This is a genomic window from Ewingella sp. S1.OA.A_B6 (assembly GCF_049889095.1).
Classification (GTDB): domain Bacteria; phylum Pseudomonadota; class Gammaproteobacteria; order Enterobacterales; family Enterobacteriaceae; genus Ewingella.
This window is the reverse complement of sequence record NZ_JBLJFK010000001.1, coordinates 1,110,809-1,132,348: the sequence shown is the minus strand read 5'-3', so window position 1 is coordinate 1,132,348 and position 21,540 is coordinate 1,110,809. Positions and strand designations below refer to the sequence as shown.

The following is a 21,540-nucleotide window of genomic DNA, read 5'->3' as shown; positions in this document are numbered from 1 at the left end:
TCCTTCACTTGCAAAGAGGAAGGTCGGGAGAGGGTTTGGCTGGCGATTCTGTAGTTAAAACCCACACCCCATCCCGGCCTTCCCCTCGCAAGAGGGGAAGGAGTCACCGAAAACCGTACTCAAACAGTTATAATATTCCCGCAAATCTCGCCCTTCTCCAATTGTGAAACATTCTGAAGTGTCGTTTCTGAAATACTGATCAATGCATCGCTGGTCAGAAATGCCTGATGTCCGGTGAACAACACATTGTGACACGACGATAGGCGACGGAATACGTCATCGAGTATCACCTCGTTAGAGTTGTCCTCGAAGAACAGGTCGCGCTCGTTTTCATATACGTCCATACCCAATGCGCCGATTTTTTGTTTCTTCAGCGCCTCGATGGCTGCGGTGGCGTCGAGCAGCGCACCTCGACTGGTATTCACAATCATGACCCCGTCCTTCATTTTGTCGAAAGAGGTTGCGTTGAGCAGGTGATGGTTTTCAGGCGTTAGCGGGCAGTGCAGCGAGATGACGTCAGATTCGGCGTATAGCGTATCAAGATCGACATATTCTGCGCCGAGCTCCAATGCCAGAGGACTCGGGAACGGATCATAAGCCAAAATGCGCATGCCGAAACCTTTCAGGATACGCATGGTGGCAACGCCAATCTTACCGGTTCCAATAATGCCTACGGTACGCTGATGCATGTTGAAACCGATCAATCCTTCAAGTGAGAAGTTAGCTTCCCGGGTGCGCTGATAAGCGCGGTGAATATGGCGGTTAAGGCACAACATCATGCCTACGGTGTGCTCAGCTACGGCTTCTGGAGAATAAGCCGGTACGCGAACCACTGAAATCCCCAACTCTTTGGCTGCTTTCAGGTCGACATTGTTAAATCCCGCACAGCGCAGCGCCAAAGTTTTAACACCTAAGGCTTTAAATTCATGCAACACTTCACTGCAGCAGTCGTCGTTAACGAAAATACAGACGGCATCCGCCCCAATGGCGTTTTTAGCCGTGTGCGGCGACAGCAGAAAATCAAAAAACTCCAACTCGTAGCCGTAGTGCTGGTTCACCAGTTCAAGGTATTTACGGTCGTAATTTTTAGTACTGTAGACAGCTATTTTCATTCATTTTCTCCATGACAGACTTTAAAGTAGACACTCTAATTATGGTATCTTATAGAGGTATAGTGAAATACAAGGCATTTCATGAGGAAAGGATTGAAAAAATTCGTATTGGTGTGTCTGTCCACCGTGCTGATCTTGCTATTACTGATGCTGATATTATGGAAAACCATTCCGCGTTGGCTACCCGCACTGGCACAGTACTGGATCCCTGCAGGCACCAGCCTGAGCCTTTCTGCTTCTCCGCACTGGTCCGACGGCGTGTTATCGCTTCCCGGTCTGAGTTATAAGGCGGGAGATTGTGAACTGGTTCTGGCAAAAAATGTTCGTCTGAACCAGGTCAGCGGCAATTGGGCTTTAGCGATGGACGCCCTCACAGTCGATACCCTCTGTTTGCGCAATATTCCTGCCAGCGCCGGTAAACCACTTACGTTTGCGGATATCCAGAACACGCTGCCTTTCGGCTCAGTGACGGTTAAACAACTGTCCATAACGCCATGGCAACGCTATGCCGGTGAGTTACATCTGGAAAATGACGGTACTTCTCAGCATCTCTCGCTGCAGGGAAAGATGCTGAAACTTGACGCCGTGCTCGATAATCAACAACAGCTTACCATCAATTCACTGAGCCTGACGCCGCCGGGTAGTGAGGTGCCGCTGTCACTCAGCGGAAAAGTAACTTTACCCGCGACCGTTGATCAGCTTCCGCAAACTGGCGAACTGCATGCCGAAATGCAAACCGACCCGTTACCACGGCCGTTGGATATCACGCTGCAATGGCAAAAAATGCAGGGCGTTATTACGCTGGCAGAAAAAGACGCGTCTGAGCCGCTTGTGACCTTGCCATGGCAACTGCAGGGCAAGCAGCTACGCATTACCCACGGGCAATGGCGCTGGCCCTATGCCGCTCAGCCTCTTGCCGGTGGCATTAATCTGACCCTCAGCGACTGGAGCGATACTTTTGATCAGACCCAGATTGCTGCCCGTCTGAATGTGCTGACCAAAGGGCATAATGGGAAGGCCAATGTAGTGTTGACGCTCGGACCGGGTAAAATCGGCCTGCTCGACAGCGATCTGGCTTTCCAACTGACGGGGCAGGCTAATTTATTGACGACTTCACTGAGTGCCTCGTTGCCGGGAACCCTCAGGGGCTCGGTGCTCAATCCTGAACTTGCCCTACGAAGCGGTGCGTTGCTGCGGGCATGGGGGAAACCGTCTCCAGAGCTGACCTTGCAGGATGCACGCTGGCCACTGGCGGGCGTGAAGGTTTCTGCTGACGGGGTAAGCGGTCCGCTGCAGGCAATTGTTAAAGCGCGTGACAGCTACTGGGGCGCGTTTGATCTGCACCTGAATGGTAAATCACACAACTTCTGGCCTGATCAGGGGATGTGGGATTTTAACTATTGGGGCAACGGCAAACTGCCGCCGCTGGCCGGACGCTGGGATATGTCGGGTAAAGGCAGCTGGCACGATAATCTAATCACACTCGCATCACTGTCGACCGGGTTCAATCGTCTGCATTATGGCCTGATAGACGTTGATGCACCTCGTCTTACGCTTGAAAAACCGCTGATCTGGCGGCGCCCAGTATCAAAACGTTATCAGGATCAGCTTCCCACACTGCCGTTGCAGTTTGGTGGCGCAATAAAACTGGTAGCGAAAAAAATAGCGCTGGAGAATGACGGTTATCTGCCACCGGCCGAACTGCAGCTACAGCTCAGCGGCACTGACCCGCGGAATTTCAATCTGCGGGGCATGCTGGACGCTAACCCCATCGGGCCGATTCGTTTGCAGGGCCGCTGGGACGGCGAACGTCTGCGTGGAGAGGGCTGGTGGCCTAAGCAACAACTGACCGCATTCCAGCCGTTATTGGCGCCCGATTTAGGCATAAAACTGCGTGAAGGGTCTTTCTATGCGCAAACGGCGTTTTCAATGGCGCGCGGGCAGGGCTTTATTGCCGGTGGTCACTGGGTGGTTAAAAACGGTGGAATGTGGTTAGCGGACGGCGACCTTAGCGGCATGGATTTCAGTCTCTCTTATCGGCTGAAAAATCAGATCTGGACGCTGGGTGTCAAAGAGCCTGTGATGCTGCGTGTCCGTGAAGTAAATAACCTCGCTAAACTGGAAAATGTTACGGCTGACTTGCAGGGCAGTTACCCATGGAGTGAAGCATCGCCGCTAACGCTCAGCAATCTGGGTGTCGATATTCTGCGTGGTCACGTCAGCATGTCGGCACTGCGTATGCCGCAGCATGACGCGGCGGTGCTCAAACTGGAAAAAATCAATTTAAGTGAACTTTTCACTGTACTCAAACCCAAACAGCTGGCGATGTCTGGCAATGTGGACGGCGAACTGCCGCTCTATGTGAATGATCCGAAATGGATCATCCGTAACGGCTGGATTAAAAACGACGGTTGGCTGACGCTGCGCCTGGATCCGCAATTTGCTGATGCCATGGCCAGCGGCAATATTGCCAACCGGCTGGTAATTGAATGGATACGCTATATGGAGATCCGCCAGATGCAGGCGAAGGTCAATTTGGATAATCTTGGCGAACTGACCATGACTTCCCATGTTGTGGGCGCGAATACGTCAGAGAAACAGGATCGCGAAGTGATCCTCAATTATAGCCATCAGGAAAATGTTTATCAGCTTTGGCACAGTCTGCGTTTTGGTGACAACCTGCAAGAGTGGCTGCAACAGCAGATCTCCTTGCCGGCGAACTCGCTGCCTCATCAATCTGATGCTATTTCTACCCGTGCTAAAAAGGACACTGATTTGAGGACGACACAATGAAGCCGCTATCTGCTTACCGCACGTCGGTTTGTATCCTTCTGACGCTCTCTGTTTTGCTGCTGAACGGCTGTGTGCCACGTATTGAGTTATCGGCACCGAAAGAGCCAATCACCATCAACATGAACGTCAAAATCGAACATGAGATCCACATCAAAGTCGATAAAGACGTGGAAGACTTGCTGAAAAACCAAAGCAATCTGTTCTGATTCGGGAGGCGGTATGCGTTCATTAAACGTTAACATTTTAAGGGTTAGAAGGTCAGCACAGGTTCTTCTGGCCTCAGTGCTGTTATTGAGTACCACCGCTTTCGCCTTAACGCTGGATGAAGCCAAGCAGCAGGGGCGTGCTGGCGAAACGCTGTCAGGTTATCTGGCACCGGTCAAGCAGGATGCAGAAACGTTGGCGCTGGTTACTCGAATAAATGAAGGACGTAAGCAACAGTATCAGCAGGTGGCGCAAGATAATCAGGTTACCACTAATGATGTGGCAAAATTGGCAGGGCAGAAACTGGTGTCCAGAGCCGGTAAGGGCGAATGGGTAAAAGGCATCAACGGACAGTGGTTGCAAAAATAACGCCCCTCTTTTTTAGGGTTGTTAAATAAAACAGGCAAAAAAAGCGCGCTTTCCAGCGCGCAATAGGTTTATCACAACAACTTCAGGAAGGATGTTAGACAACAGTTTTTGAGGGTAATCCATCCTTACTGAATGTGATAATACGTAGAGTAATTAAGCTGCGGCCACTTGTTTGATGGCGGCATCAATGGCTTCTTTAGCTGCGGCCTGAGCTTTGGTGGCCACTTCTGGCCCGTAGGCGATACCTTCGGCAAAGATGAATTCTACGTCGGTCATTCCCAGGAAGCCCAGGAACAGAGACAAGTAAGGTGTCACCAGATCGGTAGGGGTATCTTTATGGATACCACCACGGCTGGTCAGAACGATAACCTGCTTACCTTTCACCAGACCTTCAGGGCCTTTTTCGGTGTATTTGAACGTCACACCGGCACGGGCTATCAGGTCAAAATAGTTTTTCAACTGAGTCGAAATATTGAAGTTATACATTGGTGCGGCGATAACAATCACGTCATGCGCCTGTAATTCTTCAATCAGCGTATTTGACAGGGCCAGTGCTTCTTCCTGGCGTGGCGTCAGTACCGCATCAGAAGGGCGCATTGCACCAACCAGTTCACCATCCAGAACCGGGACTGGCTCAGCAGCCAGGTCACGCACGGTAACTTGTGATCCACTGTTAGCGGACTGATATTGCGCGACGAAATAGTCAGTCAGTTGGTTTGACTGAGAGAAGTTCGCCAGAATGCTTGATTTCAGAACCAGTACTTTGCTCATGTAAAAAATCCTTAACTGTGCATGTAACAAGAGCGGATGCCCTGTGAATAGCAGTTACTCTATTCACAAATGTCATTCAGTGATAGCGCAATAATTCGAGGGCTACGTTCGAATTATTTGAATGAATAGGAACAGCTTACAAAGAGCGACCACTTTTCAGCATCCTTAATAGCTTGTGTTAACATATCGGCAAACAGGTATGCATTAACCCGCCTGAACCCCATTCAAATTCAGCCGACGGAAGCACTTATTTATTTGGTCGGCTGGCTTGCAACAAGGAATACCGAACGTGAAATCTCCGCTCGCGGCACTGTCAGCGCAATTAGACGGACTGATGCTACGTGACCGGCAACGCCTGCAACGACGTTTGCAGGGTGCCAAAACGCTATTGAATAAACCTGGCCATGATCCGCAAGCGCTGGAAAAGCTAACCGCCGAACTCGAACCTTTGATTGCCCAGAGTTTACATAAGGTCAGGGCGCGCGAAGCCTCACGGCCAAGAATCAGCTATCCGGAAAATCTGCCGGTCAGTCAGAAGAAGCAGGATATCTTCAATGCCATCCGTGACCATCAGGTGGTGATCGTCGCCGGTGAAACGGGTTCGGGTAAAACCACGCAAATCCCAAAAATTTGTATGGAGTTGGGGCGTGGCATTACCGGCATCATTGGCCATACCCAGCCACGTCGGTTGGCGGCGCGCACCGTCGCCAACCGTATTGCCGATGAGCTGGAAACCTCGCTTGGCGGTACGGTCGGTTATAAAGTGCGATTCAACGATCAGGTCGGCGAGAATACGCTGGTCAAGCTAATGACGGACGGTATATTGCTGGCGGAGATCCAACAGGATCGCATGCTGATGCAGTACGACACACTGATCATCGATGAAGCGCATGAACGCAGTTTGAATATCGATTTTATCCTCGGTTACCTGCGTCAGTTACTGCCCAAGCGTCCTGATCTGAAAGTCATTATTACCTCGGCGACCATCGATCCTCAGCGTTTCTCTAAACATTTTAATAATGCACCGATTATTGAAGTCTCAGGAAGAACCTATCCGGTGGAGGTGCGTTATCGCCCGGTGGCGGATGATGCCGAGGATACCGATCGCGATCAACTGCAGGCTATTTTTGATGCCGTGGATGAGTTGGGCCGTGAAAGTCCGGGAGATATCCTGATTTTCATGAGCGGTGAACGCGAAATTCGCGATACCGCCGATGCGCTAACCAAACTGAACCTGCCACACACTGAGGTTCTGCCGCTCTACGCACGTCTGTCGAACAGTGAACAGAACCGCGTGTTCCAGTCACACGCAGGCCGCCGTATTGTGCTCGCGACTAACGTGGCGGAAACCTCGCTCACTGTACCGGGCATCAAGTATGTGATCGATCCGGGCACGGCGCGGATCAGCCGCTACAGTTTCCGTACCAAAGTGCAGCGACTGCCGATCGAGCCGGTGTCGCAAGCTTCAGCCAACCAACGTAAAGGGCGTTGCGGGCGCGTTTCTGAGGGGATATGTATTCGTCTCTATTCCGAGATGGATTTCCTCTCACGCCCTGAATTTACCGATCCTGAGATCCTGCGTACCAACTTAGCGTCGGTTATTTTGCAGATGACCTCGCTGGGATTGGGCGATATTGCCGCGTTCCCGTTTGTTGAAGCGCCGGATAATCGCAACATACAGGATGGCGTTCGGCTGCTGGAGGAGTTGGGCGCGATTAACAATGCGCAGGATGGGCGCTATACGCTGACGCCGTCCGGTCGCCAACTGGCACAGCTGCCGGTGGACCCGCGTCTGGCGCGAATGGTGTTGGAAGCGCGCAAAGATGGCTGCGTACGCGAAGTGATGATTATCACTGCGGCACTGTCGATTCAGGATCCGCGTGAGCGGCCGGCCGACAAAAAACAGGCTTCAGATGAAAAACATCGGCGCTTTGCCGATAAAGACTCTGACTTTCAGGCCTTCGTCAATTTATGGGATTACCTGAAAGAGCAGCAAAAAGAACTGTCATCTGCCCAGTTTCGTAAAATGTGCCGCAGCGATTATCTCAATTATCTGCGTGTGCGCGAATGGCAAGACATCTATACCCAACTGCGTCAGGTGGTGAAAGAACTGGGTTTGCCTGTCAACAGTGAGCCAGCGGATTATCGCAGTATTCACTGCGCTTTGCTTACCGGGCTGTTGTCACATATCGGCCAGAAAGATGTGGATAAACACGAGTACACCGGCGCGCGAAATGCCCGCTTTGCCATTTTCCCTGGCTCTGGCCTATTCAAGAAGCCGCCGAAATGGATCATGGTGGCTGAGCTGGTGGAAACCAGCCGCCTGTGGGGACGCATTGGCGCACGTATCGAACCGGAATGGATTGAGCCACTGGCTCAACATCTGGTGAAAAGCAGTTACAGCGAACCGCACTGGGAGAAGGCCCAGGGTGCCGTGATGGCGACCGAGAAAGTTACCCTGTTTGGCCTGCCGATTGTGGCGGCGCGCAAAGTGAATTACGGCACTATCGATCCCGTTGTGTCACGCGATCTATTTATCCGTCACGCGCTGGTGGAAGGCGACTGGCAGACGCGCCACGCTTTCTTCCGTGCTAACCTCAAACTGCGTAGTGAAGTGGAGGAGCTGGAACATAAGTCGCGCCGCCGCGATATCCTGGTCGACGAAGAGACGCTGTTCCTGTTTTACGAACAGCGTATTGGTCAGGAAGTGGTATCAGGGCGACATTTTGATAGTTGGTGGAAAACCCAACCCGCCGACAGCCTGAACTTTGAAAAAAGTATGCTGATTAAAGAGGGGGCGGGTAATATCAGCGCGCTCGATTACCCCAACTTTTGGCATCAGGGCAACATTAAATTGCGCGTGACCTATCAGTTTGAGCCTGGCACTGATGCCGACGGTGTGACGGTGCATATTCCACTGCCATTGCTCAATCAAGTGGAACAACAGGGCTTTGACTGGCAAATTCCGGGTATCCGCCGTGACCTGATCATGGCACTGATTAAGTCGCTGCCCAAGCCCGTACGTCGCAACTTTGTCCCTGCGCCAAACTATGCTGACGCGCTGCTCGGGCGCCTTAAACCCTTTGAGTTACCGCTGCTTGAGACCATTGAGCGCGAGCTGCGAAAAATGACTGGAGTGACAGTGTCACGCGAGCAGTGGCAGCTTGAACAGGTGCCTGAACATCTGAAGATGACGTTCCGTATTCTGGACGATAAAAACAAAACGCTGCGCGAAGGCAAAGACCTCACGGCGCTGAAAGCGGGCCTGAAAGAGCAGGTGCAGCAGACGCTGTCCGCGGTAGCTGACGACGGGATCGAGCAGAGTGATTTGCATGTCTGGAGTTTCGGCACGTTGCCAGAGCGCTATGAACAAAAGCGCGGCGGCTATGAAGTGAAGGCCTATCCGGCGCTAGTTGATACCAAAGACAGCATCGCCATACGTTTATTCGACAGCGAACTGGAGCAGCAGCAGGCCATGTGGGCAGGTGTCCGCCGTCTTCTGTTGCTCAATATTCCTTCACCTATCAAGTATCTGCATGAGAAATTGCCGAATAAAGCCAAACTCGGACTCTATTTCAATCCTTATGGCAAAGTGCTGGATCTGATAGACGATTGCATCGCTTGCGGAATTGATAAATTAATAGCTGAAAGTGGTGGTCTGGTATGGAAAGAGGAGGAGTTTGGTCGTCTGCATGAACATGTCCGCGCCCATCTTAATGAAGCAGTGGTGCACATTTCGGTGCAAGTTGAGCAAATTCTGACGGCGGTATTCAGCATCAATAAGCGCCTGAAAGGCCGAATTGATATGACTATGGCACTGGCACTCTCTGACATTAAGAGCCAGGTCTTCGGGCTGATTTATCGCGGTTTTGTGACGCAAAATGGCTGGAAACGCCTGCCGGACACGCTGCGCTACTTGAATGCTATCGAAAAACGGATGGACAAACTGCCGGTTGATCCACACCGCGACCGTGCGCAGATGCTTAAAGTCGAACACGTTCAGAAACTGTGGCAACAGTGGCTAAATAAACTGCCGCCAGTGCGACTGCAAAGCGAAGAGGTGAAAGAAGTACGCTGGATGATTGAAGAGCTGCGTGTCAGTTACTTTGCCCAGCAGTTGGGAACGCCATATCCTATTTCAGACAAGCGTATTTTGCAGACCATGGATCAGTTGGCGTAAAAGAGAGATGCCCACAGAGAAGCGATTTCTCTGTGGTTTTTCTTGCTGACTAAGGTGTGACCGGCGCAGCGCTGATCACGCCAGAAGAGAGCTTATTCAACGCTTCCCTGATAGCAGGAACGGCCAGAGCGCGGTTGTCAGCCAAATAGCGGTCCTGAGCTGCCGGGGCTGAACTCTGTATGCCGATCAGGGACCACTTATCACCACTTTTTAGTAACAACGGTGAACCGCTATCGCCAGGCAGCGTATCGCAACGGTGTGACAATACGCCAGGCTGTGCCCAACCGGTCACTAAACAATCTTCATGACTGTACAAATCGTCCAGATGATCTTCTGGATATCCCGCCTGAGTGACTTTTCTGCCGTTTTGTTTTAATGCTGCAGTCAGCTTGTCGCGGCTGCCTTCCCACAGGGGAAGCGGGGTGATAGGGAGTGCAATGTGGGTATCGGTCAAACGCACCAAGGCAAAATCAAATGGAGCCGCTTTGGGCGGTACAATCCAGCCGTCACCGTCGGCTTTAAGTTTCTTGCCGAGTTTAGGGTCAACCAGAGTTTCAAGAGCGGTTATCTGATAGCGCCATTTCTGATGATGAGAAATAAAACGCAGGGCCACGACTTTATCTATTTTGCCCGGAGGAGCCAGTACACAGTGACCTGCCGTCAGCACCAGATGTTTGGAGATAAGCGTCGCGGTGCATAAATTACCACTTTGTGTTTCTATCTGACCGATAGCCTGCCATGGCCACTGGCGTGCATCAGCAACCAGTGAGCGCTGGTCATGGCCAAAAAACAGAGCTGTTTTCTCTTTCACACTGATCGCTGGCGCGTCAGAATCTGAATCTGGCTCAGGAACATCAGCGTGAGCAGAGGGAAGGGAAAAACAGAAAAAGCACAAAACAAAGGGTAACGCGATGCGCATAAAATTCTGACCTTGAAGACAGGGAAATCCCTTGAATCATTGATTATGGAGTGATTATAGACGCTTGCAACATTCAGCGTAGGTATCTGGTTATTTCGTCAACTTTAAAATATTAAACACGAAAACACGTCGGGCCGAGCGGGTGATATTACAAATAGAAAAACAGTGTGATAAGGCCGCAAAGGATCAGAGTACTTAGGGTGATTTCAAACAGGTATCGGCGCAGCATCTTCCATCAATACCTCAAGATTAAAACTGGAGAAAAAAACACCCGGCGAACCGGGTGTTAGATAATCAGTCTTTATAGCGATGAGGGCATACCCTCTAATAAGACGTTTTACTTATGCTGCTGGTGTTGCTTTTGCAGCTGGAGCCGCTTTTTTAGCGTGTTTCACGTGTTTTTTAGCTGCTTGCGCTTTCTGAGCTACTGGCGCCGCTTTTTTAGCATGTTTCACGTGTTTTTTAGCTGCTTGCGCTTTCTGAGCTACCGGAGCTGCTTTCTTAGCATGTTTCACGTGTTTCTTAGCAGCCTGAGCTTTCTGGGCTGGTTTCTTGTGCGCTTTTTTAACTACGTGCTTAGTCGGTGCTTTTGCAGCAGGAGCAGCAGTAGTGGTGGTGGTTGAAGCAGCAGCTGCTGGAGCAGCGGTAGTTTCAGCAGCGAAAGCAACAGAAGACAGACCCATTGCAGCGGCAACAACCAGAGCTAATACTTTTTTCATGTTAAATTCCTCAGAATGTTTGGTTAAGTGTCCACCCCACTGCGGGGTCGGTAGAAGAATACTAGGCTGCGCCGAACTCTTTGTAAGTGAGTGAATGGTTTCGGCGTGTAACGCGATGTACAGGGGGTTTACTCTATATAAATCAATATATTGATTTAAGGCGGGGATATGATTCACATAAAAAACATTATTTTAGTTACAACATTCAATAAATGCTATGTACTTCAACACTCTTTTAGCCCGTAAATTGTTGTGAAATAGGAAGATCTGCAAAATTTATAAAAAGAATTCTTCACCCGAAGGTGATTGCAACCTTGATGCCTTACTACCGTTAATTATAAATAAACTGGTTTTTAGCTTTATTTGTGTATTTTCAACGAAGCGCGCAGTGGAAGAGGCGGGGATTCTGAAGGGGCGCGGCGAGCGGCGCCTCTTCAGGCCAGTTTGGGTGGCAACCTAAGGTCTTGGTCTGTGTGGGCCGATGCCCACAGTTTTGATTTAGAAAACTACTTTGCAATAAAAAGCATCAAAGATAACGATTTTCCAGATGCTTGCGGAAATAGGCCGGGTTCAGCGTTTCCCCCGTCGCGTTCTTAATCAATTGATCGGTGCTGAAACGGCTGCCGTGCTGCCAGATATTCTGCTGCAACCACTGGAACAGGGCCGTGAGGTCACCGCGGGCGATGTCATCCTGCAATGTGGGGATAGCATTGTTGGCACACTGGAAAAGCTGGGCAGCATACATTGCGCCGAGCGTATAAGTTGGGAAATAGCCGAAGCCGCCATCAGTCCAGTGAATATCCTGCATACAACCGTTACGGTAATTACCGACAGTATCAGTGCCGAGGTACTCCTTCATCTTGTGACTCCACAATGCAGGAATGTCTTCGACTTCAATTTCACCTTCAATGAGCGCTTTTTCAATTTCATAACGTAAAATAACGTGTGCCGGATAGCTGACTTCATCGGCGTCAACACGGATTAAGCCCGGTTGTACACGTTGATTGAGCCTAATGAAATTGCTTTCATCCAGTCCTTTACGCTCACCAAACTGGGCACTAACCAACGGGTAAATGGATTTCAGGAAGGGTTCGCTGCAACCGAGTTGCATCTCAAACAGCAGACTTTGTGATTCATGCACGCCCATTGAGCGGGCATTGGAGACCGGCTGTCCGAGCCACTCTTTAGGGAGGTTCTGCTCATAACGAGCGTGGCCAGTTTCGTGAATGACACCCATCATGGAACTGAGAAATTCATCTTCATTGTAACGGGTGGTGATGCGCACATCCTGAGGTACACCGCCGCAGAACGGATGAGCGCTGATGTCCAGACGACCCGCGTCAAAATTAAAGCCCAAACGCTCCATTACCGCCAGACCCAGCTGACGCTGTTTCTCAATATCGAAAGGACCGGCCGGAACGATGCAGGATTCTGTTTTCTGCTTTTCCACCACTTTTTGCAGGAGTTCCGGCAACCAAGTTTTCAGATCACCAAATAACATATCCAGCTTCTTCGAGGTCATCCCCGGTTCGTACATGTCAAGCAGGGCGTCATAACGGCTGATCCCGGTGGCCTCGGCTCGCAACGTGGCTTCCTGACGGCTCAGACGCACCACTTCACGCAAGTTGTCTGAAAAACCCTCCCAGTCGTTAGCTTTACGCTGCACACGCCATGCGTGCTCGCAGCGGGCGCCGGCCAGTGACTTTTCCTGCACCAGACTTTCCGGCAATAAAGCTGATTGCTGATACTGACGGCGCATTTCGCGCAGATTAGCTAACTCCACATCATTCAGTGCTTCGTTTCCTGCCTGTTCGAGCCACTCACCGACCTGTTTAGCCGTGAGGACCTGATGAGACAGCACGCTGATTTCAGCCAGTGCCTCAGAACGAGACTGACTGCCTGCTGACGGCATCATGGTCGCCATGTCCCAGCCAGCGATAGCGGACAGGTGGCTGAAACGGGAAAGTCGTGCGAAGGTGGCGCGCAGTTGTGAATAGGCTGTTGTCATTATTTACTCCCTTCTTAGCGTGGTTCTACATTCAGATTAAAAACGGTTTTAACAGGCCAGGCGAAACGGATGCAGGCGCCGCCGAGGGAAGGGCTGGCATCGACGCTGACACGGCCCTGATAGGCAACCGCGATAGAGTGGACAATCGCCAGACCGAGACCACAACCCCCGGTGGCGCGATCGCGGCTGGGGTCAAGGCGAACAAAGGGTTCGAATATACGCAGGCGTTCTTCAACAGGAATACCAGGGCCATCATCCTCAACCTGTAAACTTGCTTCCTCACCCTCAAGCCACAGGCTGATGCGTAATTGCTTATTGGCGTAGCGCAGGGCGTTATTGACCAGATTGTCTAACACGCGCTCCATCAGGCGCAGGTCCACGCCGCCGAAATCCACATTTTGCGGCACAGATAACACAATATCTTTTTCAGCATTCATCAGGCTGAAATCATCGACCTTATCGGTTAACCAGTCAGCCAGACTCACCTTCTCCAGATTTAATGCTACCTGTGGACGATCAAGCCGTGCATAGGTCAGCAATTCGTCGATCAGCGCTTCTAGCTGTCCAATATCTCGATTGATCGCCAACTGCTCGGCCTCAGGAATATTTTCGCTAATGGCCAGGCGGTAGCGGAGCCGGACAAGCGGAGTACGCAACTCATGGGCAATACCATCGATCAACTGCTTCTTACTGGCAATCAACGTATTAATGTTGTCGGCCATCTGGTTGAACGCGATACCCAGACGGTTGAGGCTCGAGGTTGAGTCAAAGTTGGTTCGCTCATCCAGATATCCATTACCCAGCCGCTGTGCTGAGTTTTCCAGTTTCAGCAAATCTTTCCAATGTGGGCTCATCCAGAGGAACACCGGCACCGCAAGTGATAGGCCAATCAACATCATCAGGGCTAAATCCAGAATGCGCATTTCGTGCATGTAAAACAAATAAGGGATGGGACCGACGACTAAAACATAATGGCTACGCGGTACGCGTTGGATAAAGGTGTATTCATCATCCAGCGCAATAATCTCACCATCTTTGAGGCGCTTGTCCATATCAGGCGGGAGAACGCGTTTGCCCAAGGGTTCAATGTGTAACTTAAACGAGAGGTTGAGATCGAGCGTATTGATGGTTTTATTCCAGTCTTTAATCGGAATCTCACGCAATTCGCTACGCATCAGATAGAGCGAACTTTTCATCAGGTCATTCATTGATTGCCGGCCAGTACGTTCGGCGGTGACTTTATAGACCAGACCGACCAGCATCGACATCACCAGAAAGCAAACCAGCAACAGCAGAAAAAACTGGATGAAAAGCTTTTTCATTCTTCGCCTTTCTCCCAGGCATTCGGTGCAAAAAGATAGCCTTTGTTACGCACGGTTTTTATACGGAAAGGCTCCAGGGCGTTGTCGTAAAGTTTGCGGCGCAGGCGAGATATCGCCACATCAATGCTGCGATCCAGTCCGTCATAGCTGACTCCGCGCAGATTTAGCAGTAAGGCTTCGCGATCCATAATTCGCCCGGCATGGGTGGCAAGTTCCCACAGCAAATCAAAATCTGACGTCGAAAGAATGATGGTTTCATCAACCAGCGTGACTTCGCGGTTTACCGGATCAATACAGAGTTGGCCGAAATGCAGCGCGTTACCGCTTTGCAACGGTTTAGCTGGTTTATCGTCACCCGCTGACTGCGGTGCGTGCTGACGTAAATGCAGACGTAAGCGGGCCAGCAATACGGCAGGTGGCGTGGTTTTCAGGATGTAATCGTTCGCCCCCATTTCAAGTGACAGAATATGATTCATGTCGCTGTCCAGCGAGGTAAGCAGGACTATAGGGCCGCTGTAAGTAGGGCGTAGATCGCGGCATAGCGTCATGCCGTCTTTACCGGGGAGCATAATATCGAGTAATACCAGATCGGGTTTTTCGCGTGCAATACGATCCTGCGCGGTGTCACCACGGGGTTCAACCAGAACGTCAATATCATGTTTGCCTAAATAGGCGGCAATCAGGTTGCCGACTTCTGCATCATCTTCTACAAAAACGATTTTATTCATTGGCTTGCTGCTAATAGATGTCCGTTGGTCAGCATAGCCCGTGTCGTTCGCGAGTGCTATGAGACATGCGTAATAGAAAGTGACAGTTTACAGACAGAAACGCTGACGACGGTTAAAAATTTTCAATTTAGCGTATTAATTAACCCAGATCGTGACGTATATTTTATCTGATGGAACCGGCTTTCATGACGTGTAAATACTATCGTAACGAAAAGCTTTCACACGACAAAAAAGGGTTAATCTAACTGCCTGAACTGACTGGCATAGTATCAGTGATATATGCCATCATAGGGCTGAATAGACTTAACGTTAAATATTTGGCTACATTATACTAATCTAACTATTCTTCGTGCGTTTAACCGTGCTAACACTGGCCAGGAGAGGAAAAGGGGATGAGCGAAAGTCGCCTGATACCCGATGTACGCAGTGAAAAAGCCTCCTTTGACTATATGGAATATCTGTCAGCATCGTGCAAAAAGCAGTGGAGCTTTCTGGATGCGATTTATGGTGTGATGCCGTTCTTTGGCATGGTTCTCAAATCGCGTACCTCGCAGGAAAAAAATAAGCAGGAAAGCTTACGAGAATTGGCACTTCAGGTGGTTTCAACTCAGGTTAGCGATGAGACCAATATTGTGCGTCTGGTTGAATTGGCTGAACAGCAGGGTTTTTATGCCATAGAAATAAATCTGCCTTATGCCCTGAAAGAAGATCAGCTGACAGCAATAAAAATTGAATGCAAACATTTGCTTCAATTATCTCAGAATAATGAGATCCTGACGGTGCAAATCCTACAGATCCCCGCACAGCATTAGCATTATCCGTTTTAAATGCGTATAACCCGATTGATTATTCAGTCAATACATAGCACAAAGGCAGCCAACGGCTGCCTTTGTTATTACCAACAGGAGAGCTTACTTGAACAAGTCAGCACTGACTGTCAGGTTACCACCACTCTTGTTCGACCACTGGCGGGTTACATGGTAGAACTTTGCTCCCTTCGCCGCCGCACGGTTGCCGACTTCCTGCGATACATCCGTGACACTGTTGAAGTGACCAGTGAAGGTGATCGAGTCAAAAGGTACCATTTGTGCTGCTGTCACGTTATTCACTTCCTGAATCTTCGCACCATTTACCGCAGTCACTGTGTAACGCTGACCGGTTGAGGATTGAGTTTCATAGAAGCGACCAACGTCACGGCTTGGGCTAGTAGAAGAGGCTACGCCTGGAATTTCCACTTTCTTCGCTGCTGCGCCACCGGCCGCCAGCGCTGCTTTACCGGCTTCGGAATCTGCCGGAATCGCGTCTGGATCCTGAACGACACGTTTTGGTGCATCTTTCTTGTATATAAACGCTGTAATGTACTGGTTGCCGCCGCTGTTGGCATCAATCTGGCGGACGATAAAGAAGGCGTCAGCCCCTTTCTCTTTCGCCGCTTTAGTGATGGCATCATTAACGTCAGGCTGGCTTCGGTAGAAACCGCCGACGGTCACGGTGTCATAAGGCTCAAGCAGGTAGGCTTCTTCTTTTGGTAATTCTTTTACGCCATTGATCACACGGTAATGGGTTGTCTTACTGACTTCAGCCGCATCTTTTTTATAGATGTCCGCGACAACGCGCCAGTTACCACTATTGCCTGAGCTGTTTGTATCCTGAATATAAAAATAATCTGCACCCAGCGTATCCGCACGGCGGGAAACAGCATCTGCCGCGTCGCCCAGCGTATTAAAACGACCGGAAACAACAATGCGATCAAAGGGTTTGATGGCTGCTGCTTTTTTTGGAGCTATTTCTTGTGCTGCCTGTGCTGCTGACAACGCGGAAATAGCCGTTAGAGTTAAACACAGGGCCGATGCGATGATCGTTTTAGTCAGCTTCATAAAAATCCTTTCACCTTGCGCAGTAATGTTGAAACGTGCTGAATTCTTGATGTGTAACAAGTTAGCGGCCGATTATTGCATGTAACAATACCGAGTGTCTCAGTAATTTATGTCATTCGCGATGTCGGTAACAGCTAGCTGTATCACTTTTTTTTCTATTCATAAGTTATATAAGTTTAGTGAACAAACTAAGTAGTGAAATAAATGTTAATTATTCACTATTTGGTTACTTTTATGCCGATGGTGCGTGGATTAAAGTGAGAAGGTAAAAGTGATAGATGTGGGAATTCTTGCAGAAAATAGATTTTTGAGTCGGTGTTTTACAGCTTTTGCAGCACCTTTATGACTTGCCGCGTCAAATTGCTAATTAATTCGCTGACTATCACTGTGATACGTAGATTATTGATTAGAAATTCAGTAGGTTATAAATGACTGTTTAAACAGTTTCCGTACGGTAAGAATCCACAGGTCTTAAAAAGCAATGTTATGTCGATGACACTACTCATCAATGAAAAGGATGAAGGGAATACTATGCGTATTGGTGTACCAAGAGAACGGTTGACCAATGAAGCCCGGGTCGCAGCCACGCCGAAAACGGTGGAACAGCTGCTCAAACTCGGCTTTACGGTCGCCATCGAGCAAAGTGCCGGGAAACTGGCCAGTTTTGATGACGCAGCCTATCAGGAAGCAGGCGCTGAAATTGTCAGCGGAGATGAAGTTTGGCAATCCGATATCGTGCTCAAGGTGAATGCACCTGAAGGCGATGAAATTCAAAAATTGCAGGCTGGCACCACCCTGGTAAGTTTTATCTGGCCGGCACAAAATCCAGAACTTATTCAGCAACTCGCTGAGCGCAATATCACCGCGATGGCGATGGACTCCGTTCCCCGCATCTCCCGTGCGCAGTCCCTGGATGCCCTAAGCTCAATGGCTAATATTGCGGGTTACCGCGCAATTGTTGAAGCCGCCCACGAGTTTGGCCGCTTTTTTACCGGACAAATTACCGCTGCCGGTAAAGTACCACCTGCGAAAGTCATGATCATCGGTGCGGGCGTTGCCGGCCTGGCTGCGATCGGTGCTGCGGGGAGCCTGGGCGCTATCGTCCGTGCTTTTGATACCCGTCCTGAAGTTAAGGAGCAAGTGCAAAGTATGGGCGCGGAGTTCCTTGAACTGGACTTCGAAGAAGAAGCGGGCAGCGGTGACGGTTATGCCAAGGTCATGTCAGAAGCCTTTATTAAAGCTGAAATGGCCCTGTTTGCAGCACAAGCGGCTGAAGTAGACATCATTGTCACCACCGCGTTAATTCCAGGCCGACCGGCACCGAAGCTCATCACCAAAGAGATGGTCGCGGCCATGAAATCGGGCAGTGTGATCGTCGATCTGGCGGCACAAACCGGTGGTAATTGCGAACTGACCGTGGCTGACCAGATCACCGTGACGCCGAATGGTGTCAAGATTATCGGTTACACTGATTTGCCAAGCCGTTTACCGACCCAGTCTTCTCAGCTTTATGGCACCAACCTGGTGAATCTGCTGAAATTGTTGTGCAAAGAGAAAGACGGCAATATCGAAGTAGACTTCGAAGACACCGTGGTGCGCGGCGTAACCGTGGTGAAATCCGGCGAAGTGACCTGGCCTGCGCCACCTATTCAGGTCTCTGCGCAGCCTCAGGCCAAAAAAGCAGAGCCGTTGCCAAAAGTAGAAGCCAAACCCTCTTCGCCTTACACCAAATATATCATTATGGCCGTGGCCATCATCCTGTTTGGCTGGCTGGCGAATGTGGCGCCGAAAGAGTTCCTGTCTCACTTCACGGTATTTGCTCTGTCTTGCGTAGTGGGTTACTACGTGGTGTGGAACGTAAGTCACGCATTGCATACGCCGCTGATGTCGGTCACCAATGCCATTTCAGGAATTATCGTCGTTGGCGCGGTGTTGCAAATTGGACACGGCGGCTGGGTCAGCGTTCTGTCATTTATTGCAGTACTGATTGCCAGTATCAATATATTCGGCGGATTCACCGTCACTCAGCGCATGCTGAAGATGTTTCGTAAGAATTAAGGGGTAGCATATGTCTGGGGGATTAGTTACAGCAGCCTATATCGTTGCCGCTATTCTGTTCATATTCAGCCTGGCTGGATTGTCAAAACACGAAACATCTAAACAGGGCAATATTTTTGGCGTGACCGGGATGGCCATTGCATTAATTGCCACCATTCTCGGGCCTGACTCAGGCAACGTTGGCTGGATCATCATTGCGATGGTGATTGGTGGTGCGATTGGTATCTATTTGGCGCGTAAAGTCGAAATGACTGAAATGCCGGAGTTAGTCGCGATTCTGCACAGTTTCGTCGGTCTTGCGGCGGTTCTGGTCGGCTTTAACAGCTATCTGGATCACGGCTCAGTTCCGATGGACGTTGTGATGGAGAATATTCATCTGACTGAAGTGTTCCTGGGGATCTTCATCGGTGGCGTGACCTTCACCGGTTCTATTGTGGCTTTCGGCAAACTGCGTGGCATTATTTCTTCTAAGCCGCTAGCTCTGCCGCATCGTCATAAATTGAATCTGGTGGCGTTGGTCATCTCTTTCCTGCTGATGATCACCTTCATTCGTACCGACAGCGTTGGCCTGCAAGTGTTCTCACTGTTGATCATGACTCTGATTGCGCTCGGCTTTGGCTGGCATTTAGTTTCATCAATCGGTGGGGCAGACATGCCGGTCGTAGTGTCGATGCTTAACTCTTATTCGGGTTGGGCGGCGGCGGCGGCGGGCTTCATGCTCAGCAATGACCTGCTGATTGTTACCGGTGCGCTGGTTGGTTCTTCCGGTGCGATTCTCTCCTTCATCATGTGTAAAGCGATGAACCGTTCGTTTATTAGCGTGATTGCCGGCGGTTTTGGTACCGATGGTTCCTCAACCGGTGATGCAGACGAAATGGGTGAATATCGCGAAGCCAGTGCGGAAGATGTGGCGGAAATGCTCAAAAGTGCGAGTTCGGTGATCATCACTCCGGGCTATGGCATGGCAGTCGCGCAGGCGCAATATCCGGTGCAGGATATTACGGCTAAGCTGCGCGCGATGGGCATCAAAGTCCGTTTTGGTATTCATCCTGTGGCAGGTCGTTTGCCGGGGCATATGAACGTATTATTGGCTGAAGCGCGTGTCCCGTATGACATCGTGCTAGAAATGGACGAAATTAACGACGACTTTACCGACACTGACGTGGTGCTGGTAATTGGCGCGAACGATACCGTTAACCCGGCCGCTCAGGAAGATCCGCGCAGCCCAATTGCCGGTATGCCGGTGCTGGAAGTGTGGAAAGCGCAGAACGTCATTGTCTTTAAACGTTCAATGAATACAGGTTACGCTGGCGTTCAGAATCCGCTGTTCTTTAAAGAGAACACGCAGATGCTGTTCGGTGATGCTAAAGATAGCGTAGAAAATATCCTCCGCGCGCTGTAGTACCGCGTTTTGACCTTTACCCGTATTTACGTTTTAAAAAGCATTAAAAAAGCCAGTTCATGATGAACTGGCTTTTTCTTTGGGGCTATCTACGCAGATATCTGCTCTTATTCGTTGTCCTGTTCTTCGATATCTTCGGCGGTGATAGGGCACTCAAAATCGTCTGGCTTAATCGCTAACAGATCGCATTTCAGATGGTCGATCACCTGTTCCGTGGTATTACCGAGAAACGCCGCAGACAATCCTGTGCGGCCAATAGTACCGATGACTACAACGCCTGCCTGCAGATGCTCGGCGAGGTCGGGGATAACTTCCTCCGGCAATCCTTTTTCCACGTGAGTAAATTTTTCGTCCAGCTGGAATTTCTGCCGCAGGGCTTTCATGGCAATTAAATGCTGACCACGAATGGCATCGTTATAGACGCTCGGATCAAAATCGGGCAATTCGATGGCAATATTGATCGGTGTGACCGGATAGGCTCCAACCAAGTGCACTTCCGTCTGATTGATATGCTCGGCCAGTTCGATGGTTTCTTGTACTAATTTAATGTTAAGCGGATCATGGTAGGACTCTTCGCTGGAGAGATTAACAGCCACCAACGCCTTTCCGCTTTCCGGCCATGCCTGGTCTTTTACCATCCACACCGGGCATGGGCATTTACGCAGTAAATTCCAGTCGGTTGGGGTGAAAATGACGGACTCCAGTCGGTCATGCTGATGGGCCATTTTCAGTAGCAGATCGTGCTTAGCGGCAAGAACTTCCTGGATGATTGCTTCGAAAGGTTTGTTATTCCATACCACTTTGATCTCAATCGGAATGCCAGCCTCAACATAGTAGTGGCACTGTTCGGCAATCCACGCCTCGCGCTCGGTGATCACGCTTTGCCGCATGGCTAATCGCTCGTCAGGGGAGAGCATAGTGGTCATTTCATAGGAGAAGTCATAAATTGACAGGAAGGCTTTTATGCGCCCGCCGTTTCTCTGGACCAGATAAACTGCACGACGTAGCGCGGGTTGGTCGTCCTGATTGGGGTCAATTGCGACCAAAATATTCTGATACTTAGCCATGGGGCACTCCT

General features: G+C 50.2%; 17 protein-coding genes. 7 read left to right on the top strand and 10 right to left on the bottom strand.

Translation table 11 applies throughout. The features are described 5' to 3' along the window. Positions 1-119: 119 nt before the first annotated feature. Complete coding sequence (locus ACMV8I_RS05395; RefSeq protein ID WP_498864150.1) at positions 120-1,112, bottom strand: 2-hydroxyacid dehydrogenase; 993 nt, start codon at positions 1,110-1,112, stop codon at positions 120-122. Between the two features lie 81 nt (positions 1,113-1,193). Between ACMV8I_RS05395 and ACMV8I_RS05390 the strand changes: the two genes are divergently transcribed. From ACMV8I_RS05390 to ACMV8I_RS05380, 3 genes are read left to right on the top strand one after another with little or no spacing between them, the layout of a single operon-like run. Next, positions 1,194-3,905 carry a YdbH family protein gene (locus ACMV8I_RS05390; RefSeq protein WP_498864149.1) on the top strand — a complete coding sequence of 904 codons (2,712 nt, stop codon included), beginning with the start codon at positions 1,194-1,196 and terminating at the stop codon, positions 3,903-3,905. After that, complete coding sequence (locus tag ACMV8I_RS05385; RefSeq protein ID WP_498864148.1) at positions 3,902-4,111, top strand: YnbE family lipoprotein; 210 nt, start codon at positions 3,902-3,904, stop codon at positions 4,109-4,111. The genes ACMV8I_RS05390 and ACMV8I_RS05385 overlap by 4 nt, the downstream gene beginning before the upstream one ends. Positions 4,112-4,124: 13 nt before the next feature. Next, the gene (locus tag ACMV8I_RS05380; protein ID WP_498864147.1) at positions 4,125-4,478 is read left to right on the top strand and encodes a YdbL family probable chaperone protein; all 354 of its coding nucleotides are present in this window, start codon (positions 4,125-4,127) and stop codon (positions 4,476-4,478) included. Between the two features lie 153 nt (positions 4,479-4,631). Here the strand turns inward: ACMV8I_RS05380 and ACMV8I_RS05375 are convergent, their stop codons facing one another. Further along, positions 4,632-5,249, bottom strand: a complete 618-nt coding sequence (locus ACMV8I_RS05375; RefSeq protein WP_498864146.1) for an FMN-dependent NADH-azoreductase — start codon at positions 5,247-5,249, stop codon at positions 4,632-4,634. Between the two features lie 289 nt (positions 5,250-5,538). Here ACMV8I_RS05375 and hrpA point away from each other — a divergent pair, with 289 nt between their 5' ends. Next, positions 5,539-9,429: an ATP-dependent RNA helicase HrpA gene (gene hrpA / locus ACMV8I_RS05370; RefSeq protein WP_498864145.1), complete on the top strand. Its 3,891-nt coding sequence runs from the start codon at positions 5,539-5,541 to the stop codon at positions 9,427-9,429. 49 nt (positions 9,430-9,478) lie between these two features. Here hrpA and ACMV8I_RS05365 read toward each other — a convergent pair whose 3' ends face one another. From ACMV8I_RS05365 to rstA, 6 genes are all read right to left on the bottom strand, one after another. Further along, entirely contained in the window at positions 9,479-10,348 is an 870-nt protein-coding gene (locus tag ACMV8I_RS05365; RefSeq protein ID WP_498864144.1) for a trypsin-like serine peptidase, read from the bottom strand. Between the two features lie 148 nt (positions 10,349-10,496). After that, positions 10,497-10,577, bottom strand: a complete 81-nt coding sequence (gene ydgU, locus ACMV8I_RS05360) for a small membrane protein YdgU (RefSeq protein ID WP_498864731.1) — start codon at positions 10,575-10,577, stop codon at positions 10,497-10,499. Positions 10,578-10,689: 112 nt separating this feature from the next. After that, positions 10,690-11,067: an acid resistance repetitive basic protein Asr gene (gene asr, locus ACMV8I_RS05355; protein ID WP_498864143.1), complete on the bottom strand. Its 378-nt coding sequence runs from the start codon at positions 11,065-11,067 to the stop codon at positions 10,690-10,692. Between the two features lie 526 nt (positions 11,068-11,593). Continuing rightward, complete coding sequence (locus ACMV8I_RS05350; RefSeq protein WP_498864142.1) at positions 11,594-13,075, bottom strand: carboxypeptidase M32; 1,482 nt, start codon at positions 13,073-13,075, stop codon at positions 11,594-11,596. A gap of 14 nt (positions 13,076-13,089) precedes the next feature. Beyond that, positions 13,090-14,397 (bottom strand): two-component system sensor histidine kinase RstB, encoded by a 1,308-nt coding sequence (gene rstB / locus ACMV8I_RS05345; protein ID WP_498864141.1) that lies wholly within the window; start codon positions 14,395-14,397, stop codon positions 13,090-13,092. After that, on the bottom strand, positions 14,394-15,125 hold the full coding sequence (gene rstA / locus ACMV8I_RS05340; protein ID WP_498864140.1) for a two-component system response regulator RstA: 732 nt from the start codon (positions 15,123-15,125) through the stop codon (positions 14,394-14,396). The genes rstB and rstA overlap by 4 nt, the downstream gene beginning before the upstream one ends. 392 nt (positions 15,126-15,517) lie before the next feature. Here rstA and ACMV8I_RS05335 point away from each other — a divergent pair, with 392 nt between their 5' ends. Further along, positions 15,518-15,937: a hypothetical protein gene (locus ACMV8I_RS05335; RefSeq protein ID WP_498864139.1), complete on the top strand. Its 420-nt coding sequence runs from the start codon at positions 15,518-15,520 to the stop codon at positions 15,935-15,937. A 99-nt stretch (positions 15,938-16,036) separates the two neighbouring features. Here ACMV8I_RS05335 and ydgH read toward each other — a convergent pair whose 3' ends face one another. After that, on the bottom strand, positions 16,037-17,002 hold the full coding sequence (gene ydgH, locus ACMV8I_RS05330; protein ID WP_498864138.1) for a DUF1471 family protein YdgH: 966 nt from the start codon (positions 17,000-17,002) through the stop codon (positions 16,037-16,039). A gap of 531 nt (positions 17,003-17,533) precedes the next feature. Here ydgH and pntA point away from each other — a divergent pair. After that, positions 17,534-19,060 (top strand): Re/Si-specific NAD(P)(+) transhydrogenase subunit alpha, encoded by a 1,527-nt coding sequence (gene pntA / locus ACMV8I_RS05325; RefSeq protein ID WP_498864730.1) that lies wholly within the window; start codon positions 17,534-17,536, stop codon positions 19,058-19,060. Positions 19,061-19,070: 10 nt separating this feature from the next. Then, the gene (gene pntB / locus ACMV8I_RS05320) at positions 19,071-20,462 is read left to right on the top strand and encodes a Re/Si-specific NAD(P)(+) transhydrogenase subunit beta (protein WP_498864137.1); all 1,392 of its coding nucleotides are present in this window, start codon (positions 19,071-19,073) and stop codon (positions 20,460-20,462) included. Positions 20,463-20,569: 107 nt separating this feature from the next. Here pntB and uspE read toward each other — a convergent pair whose 3' ends face one another. After that, positions 20,570-21,529, bottom strand: coding sequence for a universal stress protein UspE (gene uspE, locus ACMV8I_RS05315; protein WP_498864136.1), 960 nt, complete (start codon positions 21,527-21,529; stop codon positions 20,570-20,572). Positions 21,530-21,540 lie beyond the last annotated feature (11 nt).

What these genes read in the sequence shown, in the direction of transcription:
- asr (WP_498864143.1), bottom strand. Translation starts at nt 11,067, where the DNA reads ATGAAAAAAGTATTAGCTCTGGTTGTTGCCGCTGCAATGGGTCTGTCT.
- uspE (WP_498864136.1), bottom strand. Translation starts at nt 21,529, where the DNA reads ATGGCTAAGTATCAGAATATTTTGGTCGCAATTGACCCCAATCAGGAC.
- ACMV8I_RS05380 (WP_498864147.1), top strand. Translation starts at nt 4,125, where the DNA reads ATGCGTTCATTAAACGTTAACATTTTAAGGGTTAGAAGGTCAGCACAG.
- ACMV8I_RS05375 (WP_498864146.1), bottom strand. Translation starts at nt 5,249, where the DNA reads ATGAGCAAAGTACTGGTTCTGAAATCAAGCATTCTGGCGAACTTCTCT.
- rstA (WP_498864140.1), bottom strand. Translation starts at nt 15,125, where the DNA reads ATGAATAAAATCGTTTTTGTAGAAGATGATGCAGAAGTCGGCAACCTG.
- ACMV8I_RS05390 (WP_498864149.1), top strand. Translation starts at nt 1,194, where the DNA reads ATGAGGAAAGGATTGAAAAAATTCGTATTGGTGTGTCTGTCCACCGTG.
- ACMV8I_RS05350 (WP_498864142.1), bottom strand. Translation starts at nt 13,075, where the DNA reads ATGACAACAGCCTATTCACAACTGCGCGCCACCTTCGCACGACTTTCC.
- ydgU (WP_498864731.1), bottom strand. Translation starts at nt 10,577, where the DNA reads ATGCTGCGCCGATACCTGTTTGAAATCACCCTAAGTACTCTGATCCTT.
- pntA (WP_498864730.1), top strand. Translation starts at nt 17,534, where the DNA reads ATGCGTATTGGTGTACCAAGAGAACGGTTGACCAATGAAGCCCGGGTC.
- ACMV8I_RS05365 (WP_498864144.1), bottom strand. Translation starts at nt 10,348, where the DNA reads ATGCGCATCGCGTTACCCTTTGTTTTGTGCTTTTTCTGTTTTTCCCTT.
- rstB (WP_498864141.1), bottom strand. Translation starts at nt 14,397, where the DNA reads ATGAAAAAGCTTTTCATCCAGTTTTTTCTGCTGTTGCTGGTTTGCTTT.
- ACMV8I_RS05395 (WP_498864150.1), bottom strand. Translation starts at nt 1,112, where the DNA reads ATGAAAATAGCTGTCTACAGTACTAAAAATTACGACCGTAAATACCTT.
- ACMV8I_RS05335 (WP_498864139.1), top strand. Translation starts at nt 15,518, where the DNA reads ATGAGCGAAAGTCGCCTGATACCCGATGTACGCAGTGAAAAAGCCTCC.
- ACMV8I_RS05385 (WP_498864148.1), top strand. Translation starts at nt 3,902, where the DNA reads ATGAAGCCGCTATCTGCTTACCGCACGTCGGTTTGTATCCTTCTGACG.
- ydgH (WP_498864138.1), bottom strand. Translation starts at nt 17,002, where the DNA reads ATGAAGCTGACTAAAACGATCATCGCATCGGCCCTGTGTTTAACTCTA.
- pntB (WP_498864137.1), top strand. Translation starts at nt 19,071, where the DNA reads ATGTCTGGGGGATTAGTTACAGCAGCCTATATCGTTGCCGCTATTCTG.